The organism is Brachybacterium hainanense, from assembly GCF_042434575.1.
In the GTDB taxonomy this organism is placed as follows: Bacteria; Actinomycetota; Actinomycetes; order Actinomycetales; family Dermabacteraceae; genus Brachybacterium; species Brachybacterium hainanense.
In genome coordinates this window covers 90,276-106,806 of record NZ_JBHLSV010000003.1, presented here as the reverse complement: position 1 = coordinate 106,806, position 16,531 = coordinate 90,276, and the positions used below count along the sequence as shown (strand labels likewise).

Annotated in this window: 18 protein-coding genes; 8 read left to right on the top strand and 10 right to left on the bottom strand. The window is 73.9% G+C overall.

The window, feature by feature from the left end:
- Nucleotides 1-8 precede the first annotated feature (8 nt).
- Entirely contained in the window at nucleotides 9-2,042 is a 2,034-nt protein-coding gene (locus tag ACFFF6_RS03285) for a sensor histidine kinase (RefSeq protein ID WP_376978183.1), read from the top strand.
- Entirely contained in the window at nucleotides 2,039-2,746 is a 708-nt protein-coding gene (locus ACFFF6_RS03280) for a response regulator (protein ID WP_376978181.1), read from the top strand. Before ACFFF6_RS03285 ends, ACFFF6_RS03280 begins: the two co-directional genes overlap by 4 nt.
- 113 nt (nucleotides 2,747-2,859) lie before the next feature.
- Here ACFFF6_RS03280 and ACFFF6_RS03275 read toward each other — a convergent pair whose 3' ends face one another.
- Nucleotides 2,860-3,291 carry a DUF3592 domain-containing protein gene (locus ACFFF6_RS03275; protein WP_376978180.1) on the bottom strand — a complete coding sequence of 144 codons (432 nt, stop codon included), beginning with the start codon at nucleotides 3,289-3,291 and terminating at the stop codon, nucleotides 2,860-2,862.
- A gap of 157 nt (nucleotides 3,292-3,448) precedes the next feature.
- On the opposite strand from ACFFF6_RS03275, the gene ACFFF6_RS03270 reads away from it, so the two are divergent.
- Both ACFFF6_RS03270 and ACFFF6_RS03265 read left to right on the top strand, forming a co-directional pair.
- Complete coding sequence (locus tag ACFFF6_RS03270; RefSeq protein WP_376978178.1) at nucleotides 3,449-5,101, top strand: ABC-F family ATP-binding cassette domain-containing protein; 1,653 nt, start codon at nucleotides 3,449-3,451, stop codon at nucleotides 5,099-5,101.
- Nucleotides 5,098-5,658, top strand: a complete 561-nt coding sequence (locus ACFFF6_RS03265) for an HIT family protein (protein WP_376978177.1) — start codon at nucleotides 5,098-5,100, stop codon at nucleotides 5,656-5,658. Before ACFFF6_RS03270 ends, ACFFF6_RS03265 begins: the two co-directional genes overlap by 4 nt.
- Here the strand turns inward: ACFFF6_RS03265 and ACFFF6_RS03260 are convergent.
- The 8 genes from ACFFF6_RS03260 to ACFFF6_RS03225 all read right to left on the bottom strand — a co-directional run bounded on the left by ACFFF6_RS03260 (nucleotide 5,555) and on the right by ACFFF6_RS03225 (nucleotide 11,405).
- A complete protein-coding gene (locus ACFFF6_RS03260) occupies nucleotides 5,555-6,217 on the bottom strand; it encodes a response regulator (protein WP_376978175.1) in 663 nt (220 codons plus the stop codon). The genes ACFFF6_RS03265 and ACFFF6_RS03260 overlap by 104 nt on opposite strands.
- Complete coding sequence (locus ACFFF6_RS03255) at nucleotides 6,214-7,383, bottom strand: sensor histidine kinase (RefSeq protein ID WP_376978174.1); 1,170 nt, start codon at nucleotides 7,381-7,383, stop codon at nucleotides 6,214-6,216. Before ACFFF6_RS03255 ends, ACFFF6_RS03260 begins: the two co-directional genes overlap by 4 nt.
- A gap of 10 nt (nucleotides 7,384-7,393) precedes the next feature.
- Nucleotides 7,394-8,317, bottom strand: a complete 924-nt coding sequence (locus ACFFF6_RS03250; protein WP_376978172.1) for a hypothetical protein — start codon at nucleotides 8,315-8,317, stop codon at nucleotides 7,394-7,396.
- A gap of 99 nt (nucleotides 8,318-8,416) precedes the next feature.
- On the bottom strand, nucleotides 8,417-8,857 hold the full coding sequence (gene arfB, locus ACFFF6_RS03245; RefSeq protein ID WP_376978171.1) for an alternative ribosome rescue aminoacyl-tRNA hydrolase ArfB: 441 nt from the start codon (nucleotides 8,855-8,857) through the stop codon (nucleotides 8,417-8,419).
- Between the two features lie 7 nt (nucleotides 8,858-8,864).
- Nucleotides 8,865-9,506, bottom strand: coding sequence for a dihydrofolate reductase family protein (locus tag ACFFF6_RS03240; protein ID WP_376978169.1), 642 nt, complete (start codon nucleotides 9,504-9,506; stop codon nucleotides 8,865-8,867).
- A gap of 53 nt (nucleotides 9,507-9,559) precedes the next feature.
- On the bottom strand, nucleotides 9,560-10,063 hold the full coding sequence (locus ACFFF6_RS03235; protein WP_376978167.1) for an SRPBCC domain-containing protein: 504 nt from the start codon (nucleotides 10,061-10,063) through the stop codon (nucleotides 9,560-9,562).
- Nucleotides 10,060-10,746, bottom strand: a complete 687-nt coding sequence (locus tag ACFFF6_RS03230) for a hypothetical protein (protein ID WP_376978165.1) — start codon at nucleotides 10,744-10,746, stop codon at nucleotides 10,060-10,062. Before ACFFF6_RS03230 ends, ACFFF6_RS03235 begins: the two co-directional genes overlap by 4 nt.
- Nucleotides 10,747-10,814: 68 nt before the next feature.
- Nucleotides 10,815-11,405: a class I SAM-dependent DNA methyltransferase gene (locus ACFFF6_RS03225; protein WP_376978163.1), complete on the bottom strand. Its 591-nt coding sequence runs from the start codon at nucleotides 11,403-11,405 to the stop codon at nucleotides 10,815-10,817.
- A gap of 63 nt (nucleotides 11,406-11,468) precedes the next feature.
- Here ACFFF6_RS03225 and ACFFF6_RS03220 point away from each other — a divergent pair, with 63 nt between their 5' ends.
- Nucleotides 11,469-11,954 (top strand): glutathione peroxidase, encoded by a 486-nt coding sequence (locus ACFFF6_RS03220; RefSeq protein ID WP_376978161.1) that lies wholly within the window; start codon nucleotides 11,469-11,471, stop codon nucleotides 11,952-11,954.
- Nucleotides 11,955-11,979: 25 nt separating this feature from the next.
- On the opposite strand, the gene ACFFF6_RS03215 is transcribed toward ACFFF6_RS03220, so the two are convergent.
- On the bottom strand, nucleotides 11,980-12,498 hold the full coding sequence (locus ACFFF6_RS03215; protein WP_376978159.1) for a DUF1697 domain-containing protein: 519 nt from the start codon (nucleotides 12,496-12,498) through the stop codon (nucleotides 11,980-11,982).
- Nucleotides 12,499-12,542: 44 nt separating this feature from the next.
- Between ACFFF6_RS03215 and ACFFF6_RS03210 the strand changes: the two genes are divergently transcribed.
- The 3 genes from ACFFF6_RS03210 to ACFFF6_RS03200 all read left to right on the top strand — a co-directional run bounded on the left by ACFFF6_RS03210 (nucleotide 12,543) and on the right by ACFFF6_RS03200 (nucleotide 16,448).
- Nucleotides 12,543-12,827, top strand: coding sequence for a putative quinol monooxygenase (locus ACFFF6_RS03210; RefSeq protein ID WP_376978158.1), 285 nt, complete (start codon nucleotides 12,543-12,545; stop codon nucleotides 12,825-12,827).
- Between the two features lie 117 nt (nucleotides 12,828-12,944).
- Nucleotides 12,945-13,301, top strand: coding sequence for a hypothetical protein (locus ACFFF6_RS03205; RefSeq protein WP_376978156.1), 357 nt, complete (start codon nucleotides 12,945-12,947; stop codon nucleotides 13,299-13,301).
- A 174-nt stretch (nucleotides 13,302-13,475) separates the two neighbouring features.
- A complete protein-coding gene (locus ACFFF6_RS03200) occupies nucleotides 13,476-16,448 on the top strand; it encodes a LamG-like jellyroll fold domain-containing protein (protein WP_376978154.1) in 2,973 nt (990 codons plus the stop codon).
- Nucleotides 16,449-16,531 lie beyond the last annotated feature (83 nt).

Sequence of the window (16,531 nt, the reverse complement as noted above, 5' to 3'; positions counted from 1 at the left end):
TTCTGTCCATGACAACGCCGTCGGACCGGTTCCCGGCCCGTCCCCGCATCGCGGTCCTGGTCGTCGTGCTCGCCGCGCTGCCGGCCCTGGCCGGAGTGCTCTGGCAGGTGGCCAGCCGGGTCGAGCTGACGCCGGACGCCCTGTTCCTCGTCGTGGATGCCATGGTCGGGCTCGTCTACGGGGCGGTAGCGGCCGTCGTCCTCTCCCGTCGCAGCCATCCCGTCGTCTGGCTCATCGCGCTCGCGGCGCTCGGCGGCGGGCTCTCCGCGCTGGGCGGCGGCTGGGCGCAGTTCGCCGCCTCCCGCTCCCTGCCGATGGGCGAGGCGGCCATCAGCGCCTTCGGCACGGCCTGGGTGCCGGGAACCCTGGGCCTGTTCCTCGTCCTGCCGTGGCTGGTGCGCGAGACCCCGCTCCCGGCGCGCTCGCGGGTCGGCCTCGTCGTGGGTGTGCTCGTCACGGCCGCCTTCACGATCCAGCGGCTCGCCTTTCCGATGGCCGACAACCAGGCGCTGCTGCTCCTCGTGGTCGTCTGGGGCCTGGTCGCCGGTGCTGACGTCGCCTGGCGGGCCCGGTGCGGTCCCGAGGCCGAGCGTCCGGGTCTCGGGCTGCTCGCGGCGGGGACCGCGGTGATGGCGCTGTCGTTCCTGCCGCTCCTGCTCGTGCCGTACACGTCGGCAGGGGTCGTGCTGCTCGTCCCCGTCCTGCACCTGGTCTGCCAGGCCCTGTTCCCCGGCGCGCTGCTGGTGACCCTGCTGCGCAACCGCCTGTGGGGGATCGACCTCGCGGTGAGCCGCGCCGTGCTGGGCGGCCTGCTCGTCCTCGGCATCGCCCTGGTCTATGCCGCGCTGGTGTGGGCGGTGACCGTGACCGTAGGCAGCGCCGCGATCGCGCAGCTGGTCGCCGCGGTCGGGGTCGTGATCGTGGTGCAGCCTCTGCGGAGCGTCCTGGAGCGGCGGGTGCGCCGGATGGTGTGGGGCGAGGCCGCCTCGCCGGGGCGGGCCGCGTTACGCGTCGGGGAGTCGTTGGCCTCGGTCCAGGACGCGCACCTGCTGCTGGACCGCCTGGCCGCGGCGATCGGCGAGTCCCTGCGTCTCGAATCGGTCTCCCTCGCCCTCGCCGAGGCCCCCGACATCCCGCTCGGACGCTGGGGCGAGGCGACGAGCATCCCGATCGAGCAGGCCGTCCGGGAAGGCGGCGCGGGACCTGCCGTGCTCGGGATCCTCGCGGTCACCCCGAGGCCGGGGGAACGCCTGGACCGCCGCTCCCTGGAGACGCTCGATGGGCTCCAGCCGATCCTGGCCGCGGGATTCGCCCTCGTGCGCTCGGCGCGGGAGGTCGGGCGGGCCCGTGATGCTGCCACCGGGGCACGGCTGGCGGAGCGGCGGCTCATCCGCCGGGAGCTCCATGACGGGATCGGCCCCTGGCTCTCGGGCCTGCGGCTCGGACTCCAGGGCGCGCGCAACCTCCTGCGCACCGATCCGGCGGCGGCGGACAGGGTCCTCGAGGCCCTGCAGGACGAGGCCGCCCGGCGGGTGCAGGACGTCCGGATGCTCTCCCGCAGCCTGCTCCCCCCGATCCTCGAGGAGCAGGGGCTGGGCGCGGCCCTGGCCGAGCTGGTCCGCGGGCATGCCGAGCGCGGCTTCGCGGTGGAGGTGACGACGGCGCCCGGACCCGACCCCGACGGGGCCGAGCCCGCTGCGGCATGGCTGCGCGGGCTCGACCCCCGCGTCGCGGCCGCCGCCTATGCGGTGATCTCCGAGTCCGTGCTCAACGCCGCCCGGCATTCGGGCGCGCGGCGATGCCGTGTCGAGGTGTCCCTGGCCGGGGACACCGCGACGCTCCCGGAGGCGCGGCTGATCCTCCGCTGCTCGGACGCCGGTTCCGGCAGACCCGACGACGTCGCCGACGGCGTCGGCACCGCCTCGATGCGCGAGCGTGTCCACGAGCTCGAGGGAACCCTCGAGATCGCCGCCGGGGATCGCGGGAGCGGGACCATGGTGCACGCCGAGCTGCCCCTGCATCCCGCCGAGGTGCGGGGATGAGCGCGGCGAGCGTCCATGCCGCGGAGCCGGGGCGCCCGGGCACGGTCCGGGTCGTGCTCGTCGATGACCATCCGGTGTTCCGGATCGGCATGGCGGCCCTGCTCGGATCCCTCGACGGGATCGCGCTGGTGGGAGAGGTGGAGAGCGCCCGGGCGGCCCGGGGGCTGTTCGCCGGTCCGCTGGCCGCGGACGTCGTGCTCATGGACATCGACCTCGGCGACGGCTCGGGCATCGACCTGACCCGGGACCTGCTGCGGGACCGTCCCGGGCTGCGGGTTCTCATGGTCTCCATGCATGAGGACGACGACTCCGTGGTCGCAGCCGTGCGGGCGGGGGCCCGCGGCTTCCTCGTGAAGTCCGCGCCGCCGGACGCGGTCGAACGGGCCCTGCGGGCGGTGGCCGCGGGAGAGATGATCCTCTCGCCGGCCGTCGCCGAACGGGCCATGGCCTATCTCGTCGGCGGAGCCCCGGCCGTGCGTCTGCCGTTCCCGCAGCTCACGCCTCGGGAGCGCGAGGTGCTCGACCTCGTCGCCCGCGGCCTGGACAACGCGAGGATCGCGCACAGGCTCTCGCTCAGCCCCAAGACGGTGCGCAACACGGTCGCCACGGTGCTCGCCAAGCTCTCCCTGCGCGACCGGGCGGATGCCATCGTCAGCGCCCGGGCGGAGGGGCTGGGCGGGGGAGCGGACGGGCCCGCTGGATGAGGACCGGTCCGAGGCTCGCTGCTCCCGGGGCCCGGGTCCTGAGCGGTGCTGACCGGATCACGGTCCCGGCAGGCACGGTCCCGTCACCGCCGTCCGGCGGATGCCGATGGATGTCAGTCGATCGGCAGGGCGGTGATGACGAGCAGCGCGATCACCAGCACACCGAGGAGCACCGAGGACGCGCACCCCAGGCCCAGAAGGGTGTTCCCGCCCTGGTGGGAGGAGCGGCGGGGATCTGCCGGATCGACCCGGACCTCGAGCGGGGATCCCGGGACCGGCAGGGTCCGCACCGGCAGGTCCGAGGTCCCGGCGTGCACGGGGCCGTCCGGGCGGGTGCGGTAGGCGTAGGTGGCGAAGTACCGGCGGCGGTTGATCCTGTTGAGCGACCCGAGCAGGCGCCTCTCGCTGCCGGTCACGACGGCGCGGACGATCGGCCAGCCGACGGTGATCCGGTCGTGCCGCCACGTCCTCCACAGCGTCGACCCGGTCGCGGAGACCACGGCGAGCGCGAGGCCCGCCCAGATGATGACCAGCACGAGCTTCACGAGTCCTCCAGGATGATGCGGGCCGCCATGGATCCGCTGCCGCGTCCACGTCCGGCGCCAGCATAGGGCGTCCGCGAGCGCACCGCGCAGGGCCCTCCGGGTAGGGTCGGTCCTCGGAACTCAGGCAGCGGGCACCGGCCCCGGAGGGGAGCGGACCATGACGGCGACGCTGGTGGCATCGGCCCTGGCCGGAGGGCACGGCCATCGCACCCTGTTCGAGGGTCTCGACCTGACCGTCGCCCCGGGCGAGGTGATCGGCGTGGTCGGGGCGAACGGGGCGGGGAAGTCGACGCTGCTGCGCCTGCTGGCCGGGGTCGAGGCCCCGCTCTCGGGCCGCGTCTCCCTCGCCCCGTCCGACGCCTTCGTCGGCTTCCTCCCTCAGGAGCACGAGCGGATCTCCGGGGAGAGCGTGGCCGCGTTCATCGGCCGGCGCACCGGATGCGCCGCCGCGACCGCGGCGATGGACGCGGCCGCCGCTGCGCTCGCGGATCCCTCCGCTCCCGCCGCGGCGGCCGACGCCTACTCCCTCGCCCTGGACCGCTGGCTCGCGAGCGGCGCCGCGGACCTCGAGGACCGCATCCCCCGGGTGCTCGCGGAGCTCGACCTCGACCTCGGGAACGCGCCCGAGGCCGTCATGATGACCTCCCTGTCCGGAGGCCGGGCCGCCCGGATCGCTCTCGCCGCCCTGCTGCTGTCCCGCGTCGACCTCGTGCTGCTGGACGAGCCCACCAACGACCTCGACCTCGACGGCCTCGTCCGCCTCGAATCCTTCGTCCGGGGCCTGCGCGGCGGGGTCGTGCTGGTCAGCCACGACCGCGAGTTCCTGGCCCGCTGCGCCACGAGCATCCTCGAGCTCGACCTCGTCCAGCGCTCCCACCGTCTCTACGGCGGCGGCTACGAGTCCTATCTCGAGGAGCGCGCCACCGTACGCCGGCATCGCCGCGAGCAGTACGAGGAGTTCGCCGCGCAGAAGGCGGACCTCGTCGCCCGCGCCCGCACCCAGCGCGAATGGTCCAGCCAGGGCGTCCGCAACGCGATGCGCAAGAACCCGGACAACGACAGGATCCGCCGCCGCGCGCAGAGCGAGTCCAGCGAGAAGCAGGCCCAGAAGGTCCGGCAGATGGAGAGCCGCATCGCCCGGCTCGAGGAGGTCGAGGAACCGCGCAAGGAATGGCGTCTGGAGTTCACCATCGGCGCCGCGCCCCGCTCGAGCACCATCGTCGCGACCCTCGACGCCGCCGAGCTGCGCCAGGGCGACTTCACCCTGGGCCCCGTCTCCGTGCAGGTCGAGGCCGGGGACCGGATCGGGATCACCGGCCCCAACGGTGCCGGCAAGTCGACCCTGCTGCGCGTCCTGCTGGGAGCTCAGCTGCCTGACGCAGGACGGGCGAGCCTTGGAGCGAGCGTGCGGATCGGCGAGATCGACCAGGCCCGCTCCGCGCTTGCGGAGGGGCTCCCGCTCGCCGAGGCCTTCGAGGCCGTCGTGCCCGAGATGACCGCGGCCGAGGTCCGCACCCTGCTCGCGAAGTTCGCGCTCACGGCGGATCACGTCGCGCGCCCCGTCGGGCAGCTGTCCGCGGGGGAGCGGACCCGCGCGGGCATGGCGCTGCTGCAGGCCCGCGGCGTGAACCTGCTTGTCCTGGACGAACCCACCAACCACCTCGACCTGGAGGCCATCGAACAGCTCGAGCAGGCCCTCGACTCCTACACGGGCACGCTCCTGCTGGTCACCCACGACCGGCGCATGCTCGAGACGGTGCGCCTGGACCGCCGCTGGCACGTCGAGGCGGGGACGGTGCAGGAGCGATGACCTGGCGCGAGGATCGGGTCGGCGCCGCGCTCGCCGGCACCAACCCGACCGTGCTCGCGGAGCTCGACGCCGCCTTCGCGGTGATCGGCGACGTCCAGTTCCTGCCCGGCTACACCCTCGCGCTGACGAGGACGCCCGGTGCGGACCGGCTCACCGACCTGCCCCGAGCGGAACGCCTGCAGTACCTCTCCGATGTCGAGCTGATCGCCGCCGCCGTCGAGGCGGTCTGCGCCGGGCGCGACCCGGCCTTCCGGAGGGTGAACATCGAGATCCTCGGCAATGCCGACGCATTCCTGCACGCGCACATCTGGCCCCGCTACGACTGGGAGCCGGCGGAGCTCGTCCGCCGCCCGGTGTGGCTGTACCCGCGGGAGCGCTGGGCGGACCCTGCGCAGATGCTCGGTCCCCGGCACGAGGACGTGCGATGCTCGCTCGCCGCAGAGATCGGGCGGCTCAGCGGGCGGGACGAGCGAGGCCCGTCCGATGCGCCCACACGGCGACCTGCAGACGGTCCCGCAGACCCAGCTTCGCGAGCACCCGCCCCACATGGGTCTTGACCGTCGCCTCCGAGAGATGGACGCTGGCGCCGATCTCCGCATTGCTGAGCCCGTCGGCGAGCAGCCGCACGATCTCGATCTCACGCTCGGTCAAGGACGTGGCCGCCTCCGGGACGGTGTCGGCGGCAGCGGGCGGAGGGGCGGCGAGCAGCTGCTCCACGAGCCGGGCGGTGATCGCGGGGGAGAGCACGGAGTCGCCGCGCGCGGCGGCCCGCACCGCCCCGACGAGCTCGGCGACGGGAGCGTCCTTGACCAGGTAGCCGCAGGCGCCGGCCCGCAGCGCCGCGTGCACGAGCTCGTCCGCGTCGAAGGTGGTCAGCACCAGGATGCGGGTGCGGGGCGCAGCCTGGAGGATGCGGTGCGTCGCGGCGATGCCGTCGAGGACCGGCATCCGCACGTCCAGCAGCACCACGTCCGGTTGCGTGCGAGCGGAGGCCCGCACCGCCTGGGCACCGTCGGCCGCCTCGCCCACCACCTGCAGGTCCTCCTGCGTCGCGAGCGTCGCCACGACCCCGGCCCGCACCAGATCCTGGTCATCGACCACGAGCACCCGGATCATCGCACGCTCCTCTCCCGGACCGGGGCCGGGACCCGCAGATGGAGCGTGAAGCCGTCGTCGGCGTCGATGCTGAGCGCGCCGCCGATCGCGGCCAGACGCTCCCGCATGCCGGGCAGCCCTGCGCCCGTCCCGGCGGTCGATCCCGCGGAGGCGGGGATGTCGTTGCTCAGACGGATCACCAGCTGATCCTCTCCCCAGACCTCCGTCCACAGGAGCACCCCGCCGCCGTGTCGCAGCGCATTGGTGAGCGCCTCCTGGAGGACCCGGTGCACGGCGAGCTCCGTCGCGGTCCCCAGGGCACGCGGCGCGCCCTGCACGTGTCGATCCACGACCAGCCCCAGACCGCGCATCCGGCCGAGCAGGTCGTCCACCTCGGCGAGACCCGGCGGGGGGATGCGCGCGTCCTCGGCGGAGCGCAGGGTCCGCAGCGTCCCGCGCAGATCGCGCAGAGCGTCCCGGGCCGTCTCCTCGACCCGGTCGAGGGCGGTCTCCGCCTCGGGGCGTGCGGCGGCGAAGCGGGCCACCCGCGCCTGCGCGACGACCACCGTGAGCGCGTGGGCGAGCACGTCGTGCAGGTCACGGGCGATGCGCGCCCGCTCCGCCGCCTCCGCCTGCTCGATGCGCAGCTGTCGTCCCCGTCGTTCGAGACCGAGCGCCTCCGCGGTCAGGCGCGCGCTGCGCAGCTCCGCCCGGCGCTGCAGCCCCATCGCCACGGCCGCGCTGCACAGCGCGAGGAGCAGGAGGGCGAGCATCCACGCAGACGGGCCGAAGGCGGAGCGCGCGATCATGGGATCGCGCCCGTAGAGCAGCGCCGCACCGCACGGGGCCAGCACCGCCACCACCAGGGCGAGGCGCCGGTCGCCCTGCGCGGCGGCGGCCTGCAGCGCCACCAGGAGCAGCAGGGCGGACGGCACCAGCACGGCGAGCCCGCTCATCGCCGCGGCTCCGGCCAGACAGGCCAGCACGACCGGCAGGACGACCCCCGGACGCGTCGAGCGCCAGCACAGCGCCACGTGCGCGGCCGATGCCAGAGCCACGATCACGGGGCCCGCCGGAGAGGAGAGCGGCAGCAGCATCATCACCGCCGTCGGCGGGAGCAGGACGCCCGCGAGCGCGGCGGCCAGGGCGACGTCCCGCCGGGTGGGACGCGGGATCCGATGAGGCATGGGGGCTCCTTCAGCGGGCGAGGGCCGCCGCATCGGGCTCCGCGGCCGAGGGGTCGGACTCCTCGTAGAGCACGGTAGCCGCTGCGACGATCACGCCGAGGGCAAGCCACGTCGTGTACACGCCGAGGACGATGCCGGTGCGCCCGCCGCCCTCGAAGGCGACCGGGGCCGCCGCGACCCCGGTGACCTGGGCGAGGAGCCCGAAGACCATCAGGGCTCCCATGCTCAGCAGGGCGAGGGAGCCGATCCATCCGCATGCGGCGACGAGGCGCGCGGGCCGTGCCCCGTCCCGCGCCGCGGTCAGGACGAGCACGCCGCCCGCCGCGATCCCGAACAGGAGCAGCTCCATGAGCGGGGCCCCTGCCTCGCCGCTCGCCCACCAGACGAGCTTGAGCAGCGGGTACGGCACGCAGGCCAGGAGACCCGCTGCGCGCAGGAGCCTCATCGCCCGCCGATGACCGGCCCCTCGCGCATCGGAGGTGCGGCGCGCGCGACGCAGGGCACGACCGAGCCCGATCGCGCAGAAGACCGCCGCGAGCGATGCCGTCCGGGCGATCGCCCCGGAGACGTCCAGGAGCGCGAAGGATCCGGCGGGGATGCCGGTCACGGCGAAGAATCCGCGGAAGGCGTCGAGCACCGCTCCGCCGGAGCCGCCCAGCAGCAGCACGGCGGCGGTCCACGCCGCTGCGGAGGCCAGGGGTCGCCGCCGCCGGGACAGGAGGACGGCGGCCGCGAGCACGAGGGAGCCGATGCCGGCGAGCCAGGGCGGAGGGAAGACCAGCGCGTAGTCGGCGCCGGGCCCGGCCAGCTGGGCGAGCAGGGAGGCGGTGCCGGCGAGGACGGCACCCCCGGCGGCGAGGGCGCCGGACCGGCGGAGCGCCGGAGCCGGGGCGACGGAGGACGAGGACGGGATGGGGGCTGTGCGAGGAGTCATGGTCCCAGCCTGGGCCCGCGCGGTGGCGGGGGGATCGCTCTCAGGTCGCGGGCGTCGAGACCTGGGTCGCGGGCGTGGCGGGGCCCGTCCGGTCCCCGGTCAGTCCCGGTCGGGGCGTCGGCGCCCCTGCTTGACCTCTCCCCGTCGTTTCTTCGCGGCGAGGCGCCGACGCTGGGAACCGCGGGTCGGCCTGGTCGCCCGGCGCACGGGGGCGGGCATGACCGCCTCGCGCAGCAGGGCCGCGAGCCGCTCCCGGGCGGCGATGCGGTTGCGGCGCTGGGAGCGGTGCTCGGCCGCGGCGACCGCGAGGACGGTGCCGTCCAGACGACGGCCCAGCGCCGCGAGAGCCCGCTCGCGCTGGGTCGCGTCCAGGGCCGTGGTGGTCGCGAGGTCGAGGCGCAGCTGCACGCGGGAGTCGCTCGTGTTCACTCCCTGTCCTCCTGGGCCGGAGGCGTGGGAGAAGGTCTCCTCCAGCTCCGCGGCGGGGATCCGCATGCCGTGCGGGGCGCCGGGACCCGGAGAGACAATCAGATCATCCACGGTCCCATCATGCCGGGAGGCGGTTCCACAGCTGGTGGGTGAGGCCGCTGGGGGAGGCGATCGTCTCCACCTCGAAGCGGTCCTGCACGTTTCCGAGCCCCTCCCACAGGGACGTCCCCTCGCCCAGCACGATCGGCACGATGATCAGGTGCATCATGTCGATGAGGTCCGCGGCCAGGAACTGCCGCACTGTCGTGGGCCCGCCGCCGATGCGGACGTCGAGCCTGCCCGCGGCCTCCTGCGCGAGGGCGAGAGCCTCGGCAGGGGAGGCGTCCACGAAGCGGAAGCTGGTGCCGTTCGCGAACTCCATCGGCGGGCGCGGATGATGCGTGAGCACGTAGACCGGGGTCCGGAACGGCGGCTCCTCGCCCCACCAGCCGCGCCAGCCGTCCTCCGGCCAGGGACCCGTCTGGGGCCCGAACTTGCGCCGCCCCATGATCTCCGCGCCCACGCCCTGCCCCCACAGACTGGTCAGCGCCCGGTCGAGGGTGATCGGGGCATCGGCATGCTGGACGCCGTGGATGACGCGGCCGTCGAACTGGCCGAACAGGGCCCGGGCAGCGCCGATGGGCTCCTCGAGGGTCACGGTCGTCCCCGCGGCGTAGCCGTCGAGGGAGACCATCATGTTGTGAACGCGGGTGCGGGTCATGGGGCGCAGTCTGGCAGGTTCGATGCGCTCGGCACCAGGTCCTGCCAGCGACGTCAGCGGGCGAGCGTCTCGTAGGGCTCCTGCAGGGCAGGGAAGAAGGCGTCCCAGCGCACGGCGTCGGGGTCGGTGCCGGCGAGCGCCCGGGCGAGGCGCTCGAGGTAGTACTCCCATCCGGGGCCGATGCTGCCGAGGGGGTCTTCGCCGACCTCCTGGGCGAACAGCAGATCGGTCCCCTCTCCTGACGGGGTCAGCGCGATCCGCAGGTGCCAGGCGCCGTCCCCCGTGCTCGTGTCCAGGGCGAAGGACCGCTCCGGCACGCAGTCGCGGATCACGCAGTGCTCGGGCTCGACGTCCTCGCCCTCGGCGGTCATGAAGAAGGTGACCTGCCCGGAGGCGGGATCGCCCTCGATGCGGCCGATCCATCGCTCGAGCCGGTCCGAGACGGTCAGCGCCTCCCAGAGCGTGCGGACGTCGACCGGATAGGAGCGGATCAGCTGCAGCTCGGGGCCGCGGGGCCCGTCCTCCAGCTGTCCGTGCAGGGGCGGGGTGCTCGTCATGAGCCGTCCTCCTCGTGATCGTGCTTCCGGGACGCGGTCCGCCGGTGCCGCGCCGCTCGGGCGTCGGCCTGGCGGATCCTCTCCCGCAGCGCCATCCGCTGCTCCTCGGGCCAGGGACCGGACTCGGCGAGCGGGATCTCGGTCATATGGCGACGCTCCTGCTCGGGGATCCGGGCGACCAGCAGATCGGGGTCGCGCTCCGCCGTCGCGTACAGGTCCGGTCCGTCGGCGTAGTACGGATCGGCGAGCACCAGGATCCCGTCGGCGCGGCGCATGACGTTGCTGGGATTGGTGTCCAGGGGGCCGCACCAGGGGAGCGCCGCACGGGCGAGGGCATGCACCCGGTCCACGACGGCCAGCAGCGCCGGATGCTCCCGCGGGAGGGCGGCGAGGAAGGCCGCCGCCTCCCGCGCCGGGACCGGCAGCAGGAGCTCCATGATCTGCAGATCCGCGCCTCCGCGGAGCCGCTCGTGCGTGACCAGGTGCGGCACCCGTCCGCTCGCCGCGGCCTCCCGGTACAGGCGCGCGGTGAAGGGACCCACCGGGTCGAAGGGGCTGATGCGCGCCGCGCGCGTGCCGTCGGGCGAGGCCAGGGCGTATGCCCAGTCGCCCTTGCCGCACGGCGTCCAGCCCTCGGCGCGCAGCTGGGCGTCGACGTCGTGGTGCGTCCGGAACGGTTCCATCGGACCATTGTGTCCCTCGCGGGCGCCGGGCCGACGCGGGATCCCGCGTCCTCGACGGGGCGGGACCCTCAGCCTCGTGCGGCGATGAGGACGAGGAAGTCGGAGTCCTCCCCGAAGGGGCGCAGGTCCCAGGAGGAGAACCGGGCCTGGACCGCGAGCCCCGCGGCCTCCAGGTCCTCCTCGTACCGGGCGAAGGAATATCCGCGTCCGGCACCGAATCCGGTGACCAGGCGCCCGTCCGCGGCGAGCGCGCCGGCGAGGTTCGATGCGACGGCGGGCCGCGAAGCCGGGTCGAGGAAGGTGAGCACCTGGCCCGCGCACACCACCAGGTCGTACCCGGTGCCGAGGTCAGCGGTCGCGAGGTCGCCCACCCGCCATCGCCCAGCCGGATGATCCGACCGGGCGACCTCGATGAGGACCTCGTCGAGGTCGACGCCCGTGACATCGTGCCCGCGGCCGAGCAGGTACCCGCCCACGCGTCCCGTCCCGCAGCCGGCGTCGAGGATCCTCGCGGCGCGTCCCGCCATCGCGTCGACCAGGCGCGCCTCCCCGTCGAGATCGCGGCCCTCCGCCGCCATCCGGACCCAGCGCTCGGCGTAGGCCCGGGAATGCCCGGGATTCGCGCGACGGACCTCGTCCCACAGATGCGAGTAGCTCATGGATCCATTGTGGACCTCGTGCGCGGACTCGGTCCGTCCCGCCCCTGTGGCACGCTGGAGGGCATGAGCATCCTCGACACCGAGCTCCGTCTCCTCGACGGCACCCCCACCACCCTGCGCGAGCTGACCGGCGGTCGCCCGGCTCTGCTCGTGAACGTCGCCAGCCGCTGCGGGCTCACGCCCCAGTACGCCCAGCTCGAGGAGCTCGCCCGCAGCCGCGGCAGCGAGCTCGCCGTCCTCGGCCTGCCCTGCAACCAGTTCATGGGACAGGAGCCGGGCACACCGGAGGAGATCGCGGACTTCTGCAGCACCACCTACGGCGTGACCTTCCCGCTGACCGAGAAGATCGAGGTCAACGGCGAGGGGCGCCACCCGCTGTACGCGGCGCTCACGCGGACGGCGGACGCGGACGGCGAGGCCGGGGACGTGCAGTGGAACTTCGAGAAGTTCCTGCTCGCCGCCGATGGAGAGGTCACGGCGCGCTTCCGTCCGCAGACCACGCCGGACGACCCCGCGGTCACCGCCGCGATCGACGCTTTCACCCCCTGATCCTCGTCGGCGCGAGGCCGGCTGCTCAGAGCATGCGGCGCAGCGTGCGGATGTTCCGGTTGGTGGTCGTGGACCGGAAGCGGGCCGCGGCCAGGCGCCGGGCGAACGGCGTCGTCGTGCTCGTCCCCTTCGTCCCCCGCCAGTACAGGACGCCCTCGCCCGCCGCGACGGGATCGGTCGCATCGGCCGGATCCGTCCCCTCGAGGAGCTCGTCGAGCGAGGACGCGGCGGAGGAGAAGATGACGTACGCGTGATGCTCCGCGTCCTCCGCGAAGGGATAGCCTGCGACGATCGCGGCGAGATCGGCGTGGCGCAGCAGCACGATCCAGGCCTCGTAGCCGAAGCGCTCGGAGAGCGCCTGCTCGATGCGGGCCTTGAGAGCGGCGGGCTGTCCCGCATCGGTCTCGAAGACGACGTTGCCGGAGGCGAGCACGGTGCGGACCTCGGCGAAGCCGAGCTCGCGGAACAGGGCGGCGAGCTCCGCGCTGCGGATGCTCACGCCGCCCACGTTGATGCCCCGCAGCAGGGCGATCCATCGAGTCATGCGACGATGCTACGGTCCCCGGCAGTCCCGGCGAAGGAGCCCCCATGACCCGTGTCACCCTCACCGGGCGTCTGATCTGCGCCGATGCCGCGGAGGCCGGGGCCGTGGCCCGACACCTCCCGCAGCATGTGCAGCTGACCCGCGCAGAGCCCGGCTGCCTCTCCTTCCGCGTCGAGCAGACCGCGGATCCGCTCGTCTGGCAGGTCGACGAGCTCTTCTCCGACGAGGCGTCCTTCCGCGCCCACCAGCAGCGCGTCGCGGCGAGCGACTGGGGCGGCGCGACCGCCGGGATCGTCCGCGAGTACCGGATCGACCCGCCGCAGGACTGACGACGAGCCGCCGGTGGATCCGTCTCGGCAGCGCAGGGACCGCGGGGATGGGGCGCCGGCCGCGCTGTCGACGAAAGTCGCTCGCCCTCCCGGTCCCCTGCATGGTCGGATCGATCCATGGACCATCACGAGGCACCCTCGCCCCGCTCCCTGCCCGCCGCGGCCGGCGCCGTGCTGGGGGGCATCCTCTCCGCCAACAGCATCCCCCACCTGGCGACGGCCGCGGCCGGACGGCGGATGCTGACACCGCTCGCCGGGAAGGACTCGTCCCCCGCGGTCAACGCGCTCTGGGGCGCCGCGAACCTCGCCGCCGGGCTGCTGGTCATCCGCGCCGCGACCGCGAAGGGCGCCCGGTGGGCTCCCCAGCTGCCCCGCATCGCCGCGGGCGCCGCCGCGTTCTCCCTGTGGGCGGTCGTGGGGGAGAAGGTGTTCGGGTTCACCGAGAAGACGGAGGCTTCTGCACCGCGGACCTGACGGCGACGGCGGGAGCCGCGGCGATGGAGCCCCCGATGCCCGGGGCGCCGACCGCGCCGCCGTCCACCTGGCTGTCACCTGGACGTCCCCGCAGGTACGTCTGTGCCACACGATCGTGTCAAACGTTCTGGCTAGCGTCAGCGAGGTCCCTCCCTGCCGACTCCAGGAGTCATCATGTCCCGCCTCCCACGGACCGCCGCGCCCTCCCGATCCACCCTGCGGCGCATCCCGATCGCGCTCGCTCTCGCCGCCGCCGTCGGCCTCACGCCGGCGCTCGCCGCGGCCGGGCCCCTGCCCCGCACTGCCCCCGTCGAGCTGCCGGCCGGGCCGACGGCCCCGCTCGAGCGGACCCCGCTGCCGACCCCGAGCGTCGAGGCTCCCGCCCCCGATGTGCTGGACGTGGACGTCGACGCGAGCGGCCTCGTCGAGCAGACCTCGACGCGGACCATGACCGAGTTCGGGGCCGCCCCGCGCATCGTCGAGGATCCTGCGCTGGGCCGGGAGGTCGTCTCCTACGACGGCACCACCGCGACCCGCTACGACTTCGCCGACGGCTTCACGCGCACCCAGGAGGCCGTCACCCTCGAATGCACCGTCCGCTTCGACGACGGCCTGGGCCCGGGCGACGACGAGGGCCGCGGCAACTTCTGCGGCGCCAAGGAGGGTGGCGGCTACTCGCTGACCGTCTACGGCTCCACGCTGAAGATGATGGTCAACGTCGACGGGACCTATTACGGCGCCGGCACCGAGATCCGGCAGGGAGTCTGGTACCACGTCACCGGCACCTGGGACGGCGAGACCGTCGCCCTGTACCTGAACGGCGAGAAGGCAGCGCAGACCCCGACCAGCGGATCCTCGGTGAAGGCGCCGCCCAGCACCGCCGCCCACCAGTTCTTCCTCGGCGCCGACACCAACAAGAGCGGGGACCCCCAGTTCCACGGCACCGTCTCCGTCGCCGGCGCCGGCATCTTCTCCCGCGCCCTCGGCGCCGAGGAGGTCACCGCCCGCTACGCGCAGGCCCTCGCCGACCGCACGGAGGACCGGCCCTCCTTCGCCCTCGCCGCGCCCGCGGAGGGAGGCCGGCTGTCCGCGCCGACGACCCTCGCCGGGAGCATCGACCACGAGGAGCTGCTCGCGTCGCCGCTGAGCTTCACCCTCGACGGGAAGCCGGTCGGCCTCGGCGACCCGATCGGCCCCGGCCTCGCCGCAGGGGAGCACACGATCGCCTGGAGCGGCCGCGACCAGCTGGGCGAGGAGATCGCCGGGAGCGCCGTCTTCACCTCCGCCGAGCTTCCCGTCCCCGGAGGGATCGCGCAGAGCAGCGGGCGGAAGACCGCTCACCTCACCGCCCGCGCGACCAGCCCCTCCGGCGGCGACCTGCGCACCACCTTCCGCGAGGGCGACGTCTCCGCGGCGCGGTCCGCGCAGCAGGGCGTGCTGGACCCGACCGACCTCGCCGACGACGGATCGATCGCCGCCGATGTCGTCCTCCAGGAGCCGCAGGAGGTCCGCGACGCCCTCGCCCCCGGCGACGGCGCCGACCAGGACTCCCCGGTCACCGCGAAGATCCCCGCGCTGCGCGCGGACATCCCCGCGACCGGCGCCGGCCAGGAGGTGCGGTGGAGCGGCCAGGTCGACCCGGCCCGCTCCGTCAGCCTGCTCCTGCTGGATGAGGAGACCGGCCGCTACGAGGTCGTCGACACCGCCCGCGGCACCTCCGAGGGCGTCACCCGGCTGCGCGCGACCGCGGCGGCCCGTCACGGCTCCGGCGGGAGCATCGACACCCTCGTGATCGGCACCGACCCCTTCGCCGACGACCTCGACAAGCCTGTCGAGGACGGGTTCGAGGACCCCGAGGACTACGACTTCTCCCTCATGCACATCACCGACACCCAGTACCTCAGCCAGGGGGCGACGCAGAAGAAGACCCCGGAGGAGCGCGCCGAATGGGCGAGCGCCTACGAGGAGTCCTACCGCTGGGCCGCGGAGAACGCGGAGGATCGCAAGATCGCCTATGTCGCCCACACCGGCGACATCATCGAGGACTGGAACGGGGGCGCGAAGAACCGCGACAGGGCGGAGACGGAGATGCAGTTCGCCTCCCGCACCCAGAAGATCCTCGAGGACACGGGGCTGGTGCACTCGGTGCTCCCCGGAAACCACGACAACCTCGCCGGCGACGACACCGGCAGCGACAGCCTCTACAACGAGTACTTCGGTCCGCAGCGCTACGAGACGCTCGCGCAGCAGGACTCCTGGAAGCAGGCCGGCGCCGAGTACCACCCCTGGAAGCCGGGCGACAACGACAACAGCTACACGATCTTCACCGCGGGGGGCCAGGACTTCGTGGCCCTCAGCCTGGGGTACTCGGTCACGCAGGAGGAGACCGACTGGGCCAGCGGCGTGCTCGACCAGTACGCGGGCCGCGACGCCATCATCCTCACCCACGCCTACGCCAAGCCCAGCTCCTCCCCGGACGGCCGCGGCGCCCCGTTCTCGCAGGACGGCGCGATCATCCACGACCAGCTGCTGGAGAAGCACCCCAACGTGGCGATGGTGCTGTCCGGGCATGAGCACGGCGTGAGCATCGGTGTGCGCAGGGACGTCGGGCAGAAGGGGAACAACGTCGTCGAGCTGCTGGCCGACTACCAGTTCTACGAGGTCGGCTCCGATCAGCTGGGCCTCGCGGGCGTGGGCGGCTACGACGGCGACACGGGGCTCCGCTTCGGCGCCGCCTTCTTCCGGCTGCTCCAGGTCGACCTGGACCGCGGCGAGGTCTCCGTGGACACGTACTCGGCATACCTCGACGAGTTCGGGGCCACCGAGTACGACACCAAGCACCGCTACGACGGACGCGAGGACGACTTCCGCCTCCCCGTCCAGTTCCAGGGCCGCTCGACGGCGTTCTCCACGGAGTCGCTGCTGGGCCTGACTCCGACCGACCGGGTGATCGGCGAGGTCGTCCACCCCTCGGGCGAGGACGCCGCGGTGGACTGGACGGGGCTGAAGAACAAGCGGGTGTACGGCTGGTTCGCGACGACGCAGGACGCGGCCGCCACGGATCCGCGCGAGGGGATCGTCCAGAGCGGCGCTCTGACCGCCTACGCGAAGCCGCTCGCGCCCGGGAAGCCGGACACGGCGGGCTGATCCCGGTTCCCGGCGCGACGACGCCGGCCCGCCCGGTCACCCGACAGGGCGGGCCGGTCTCGTTCCGGGGCCGATCTCGCGTG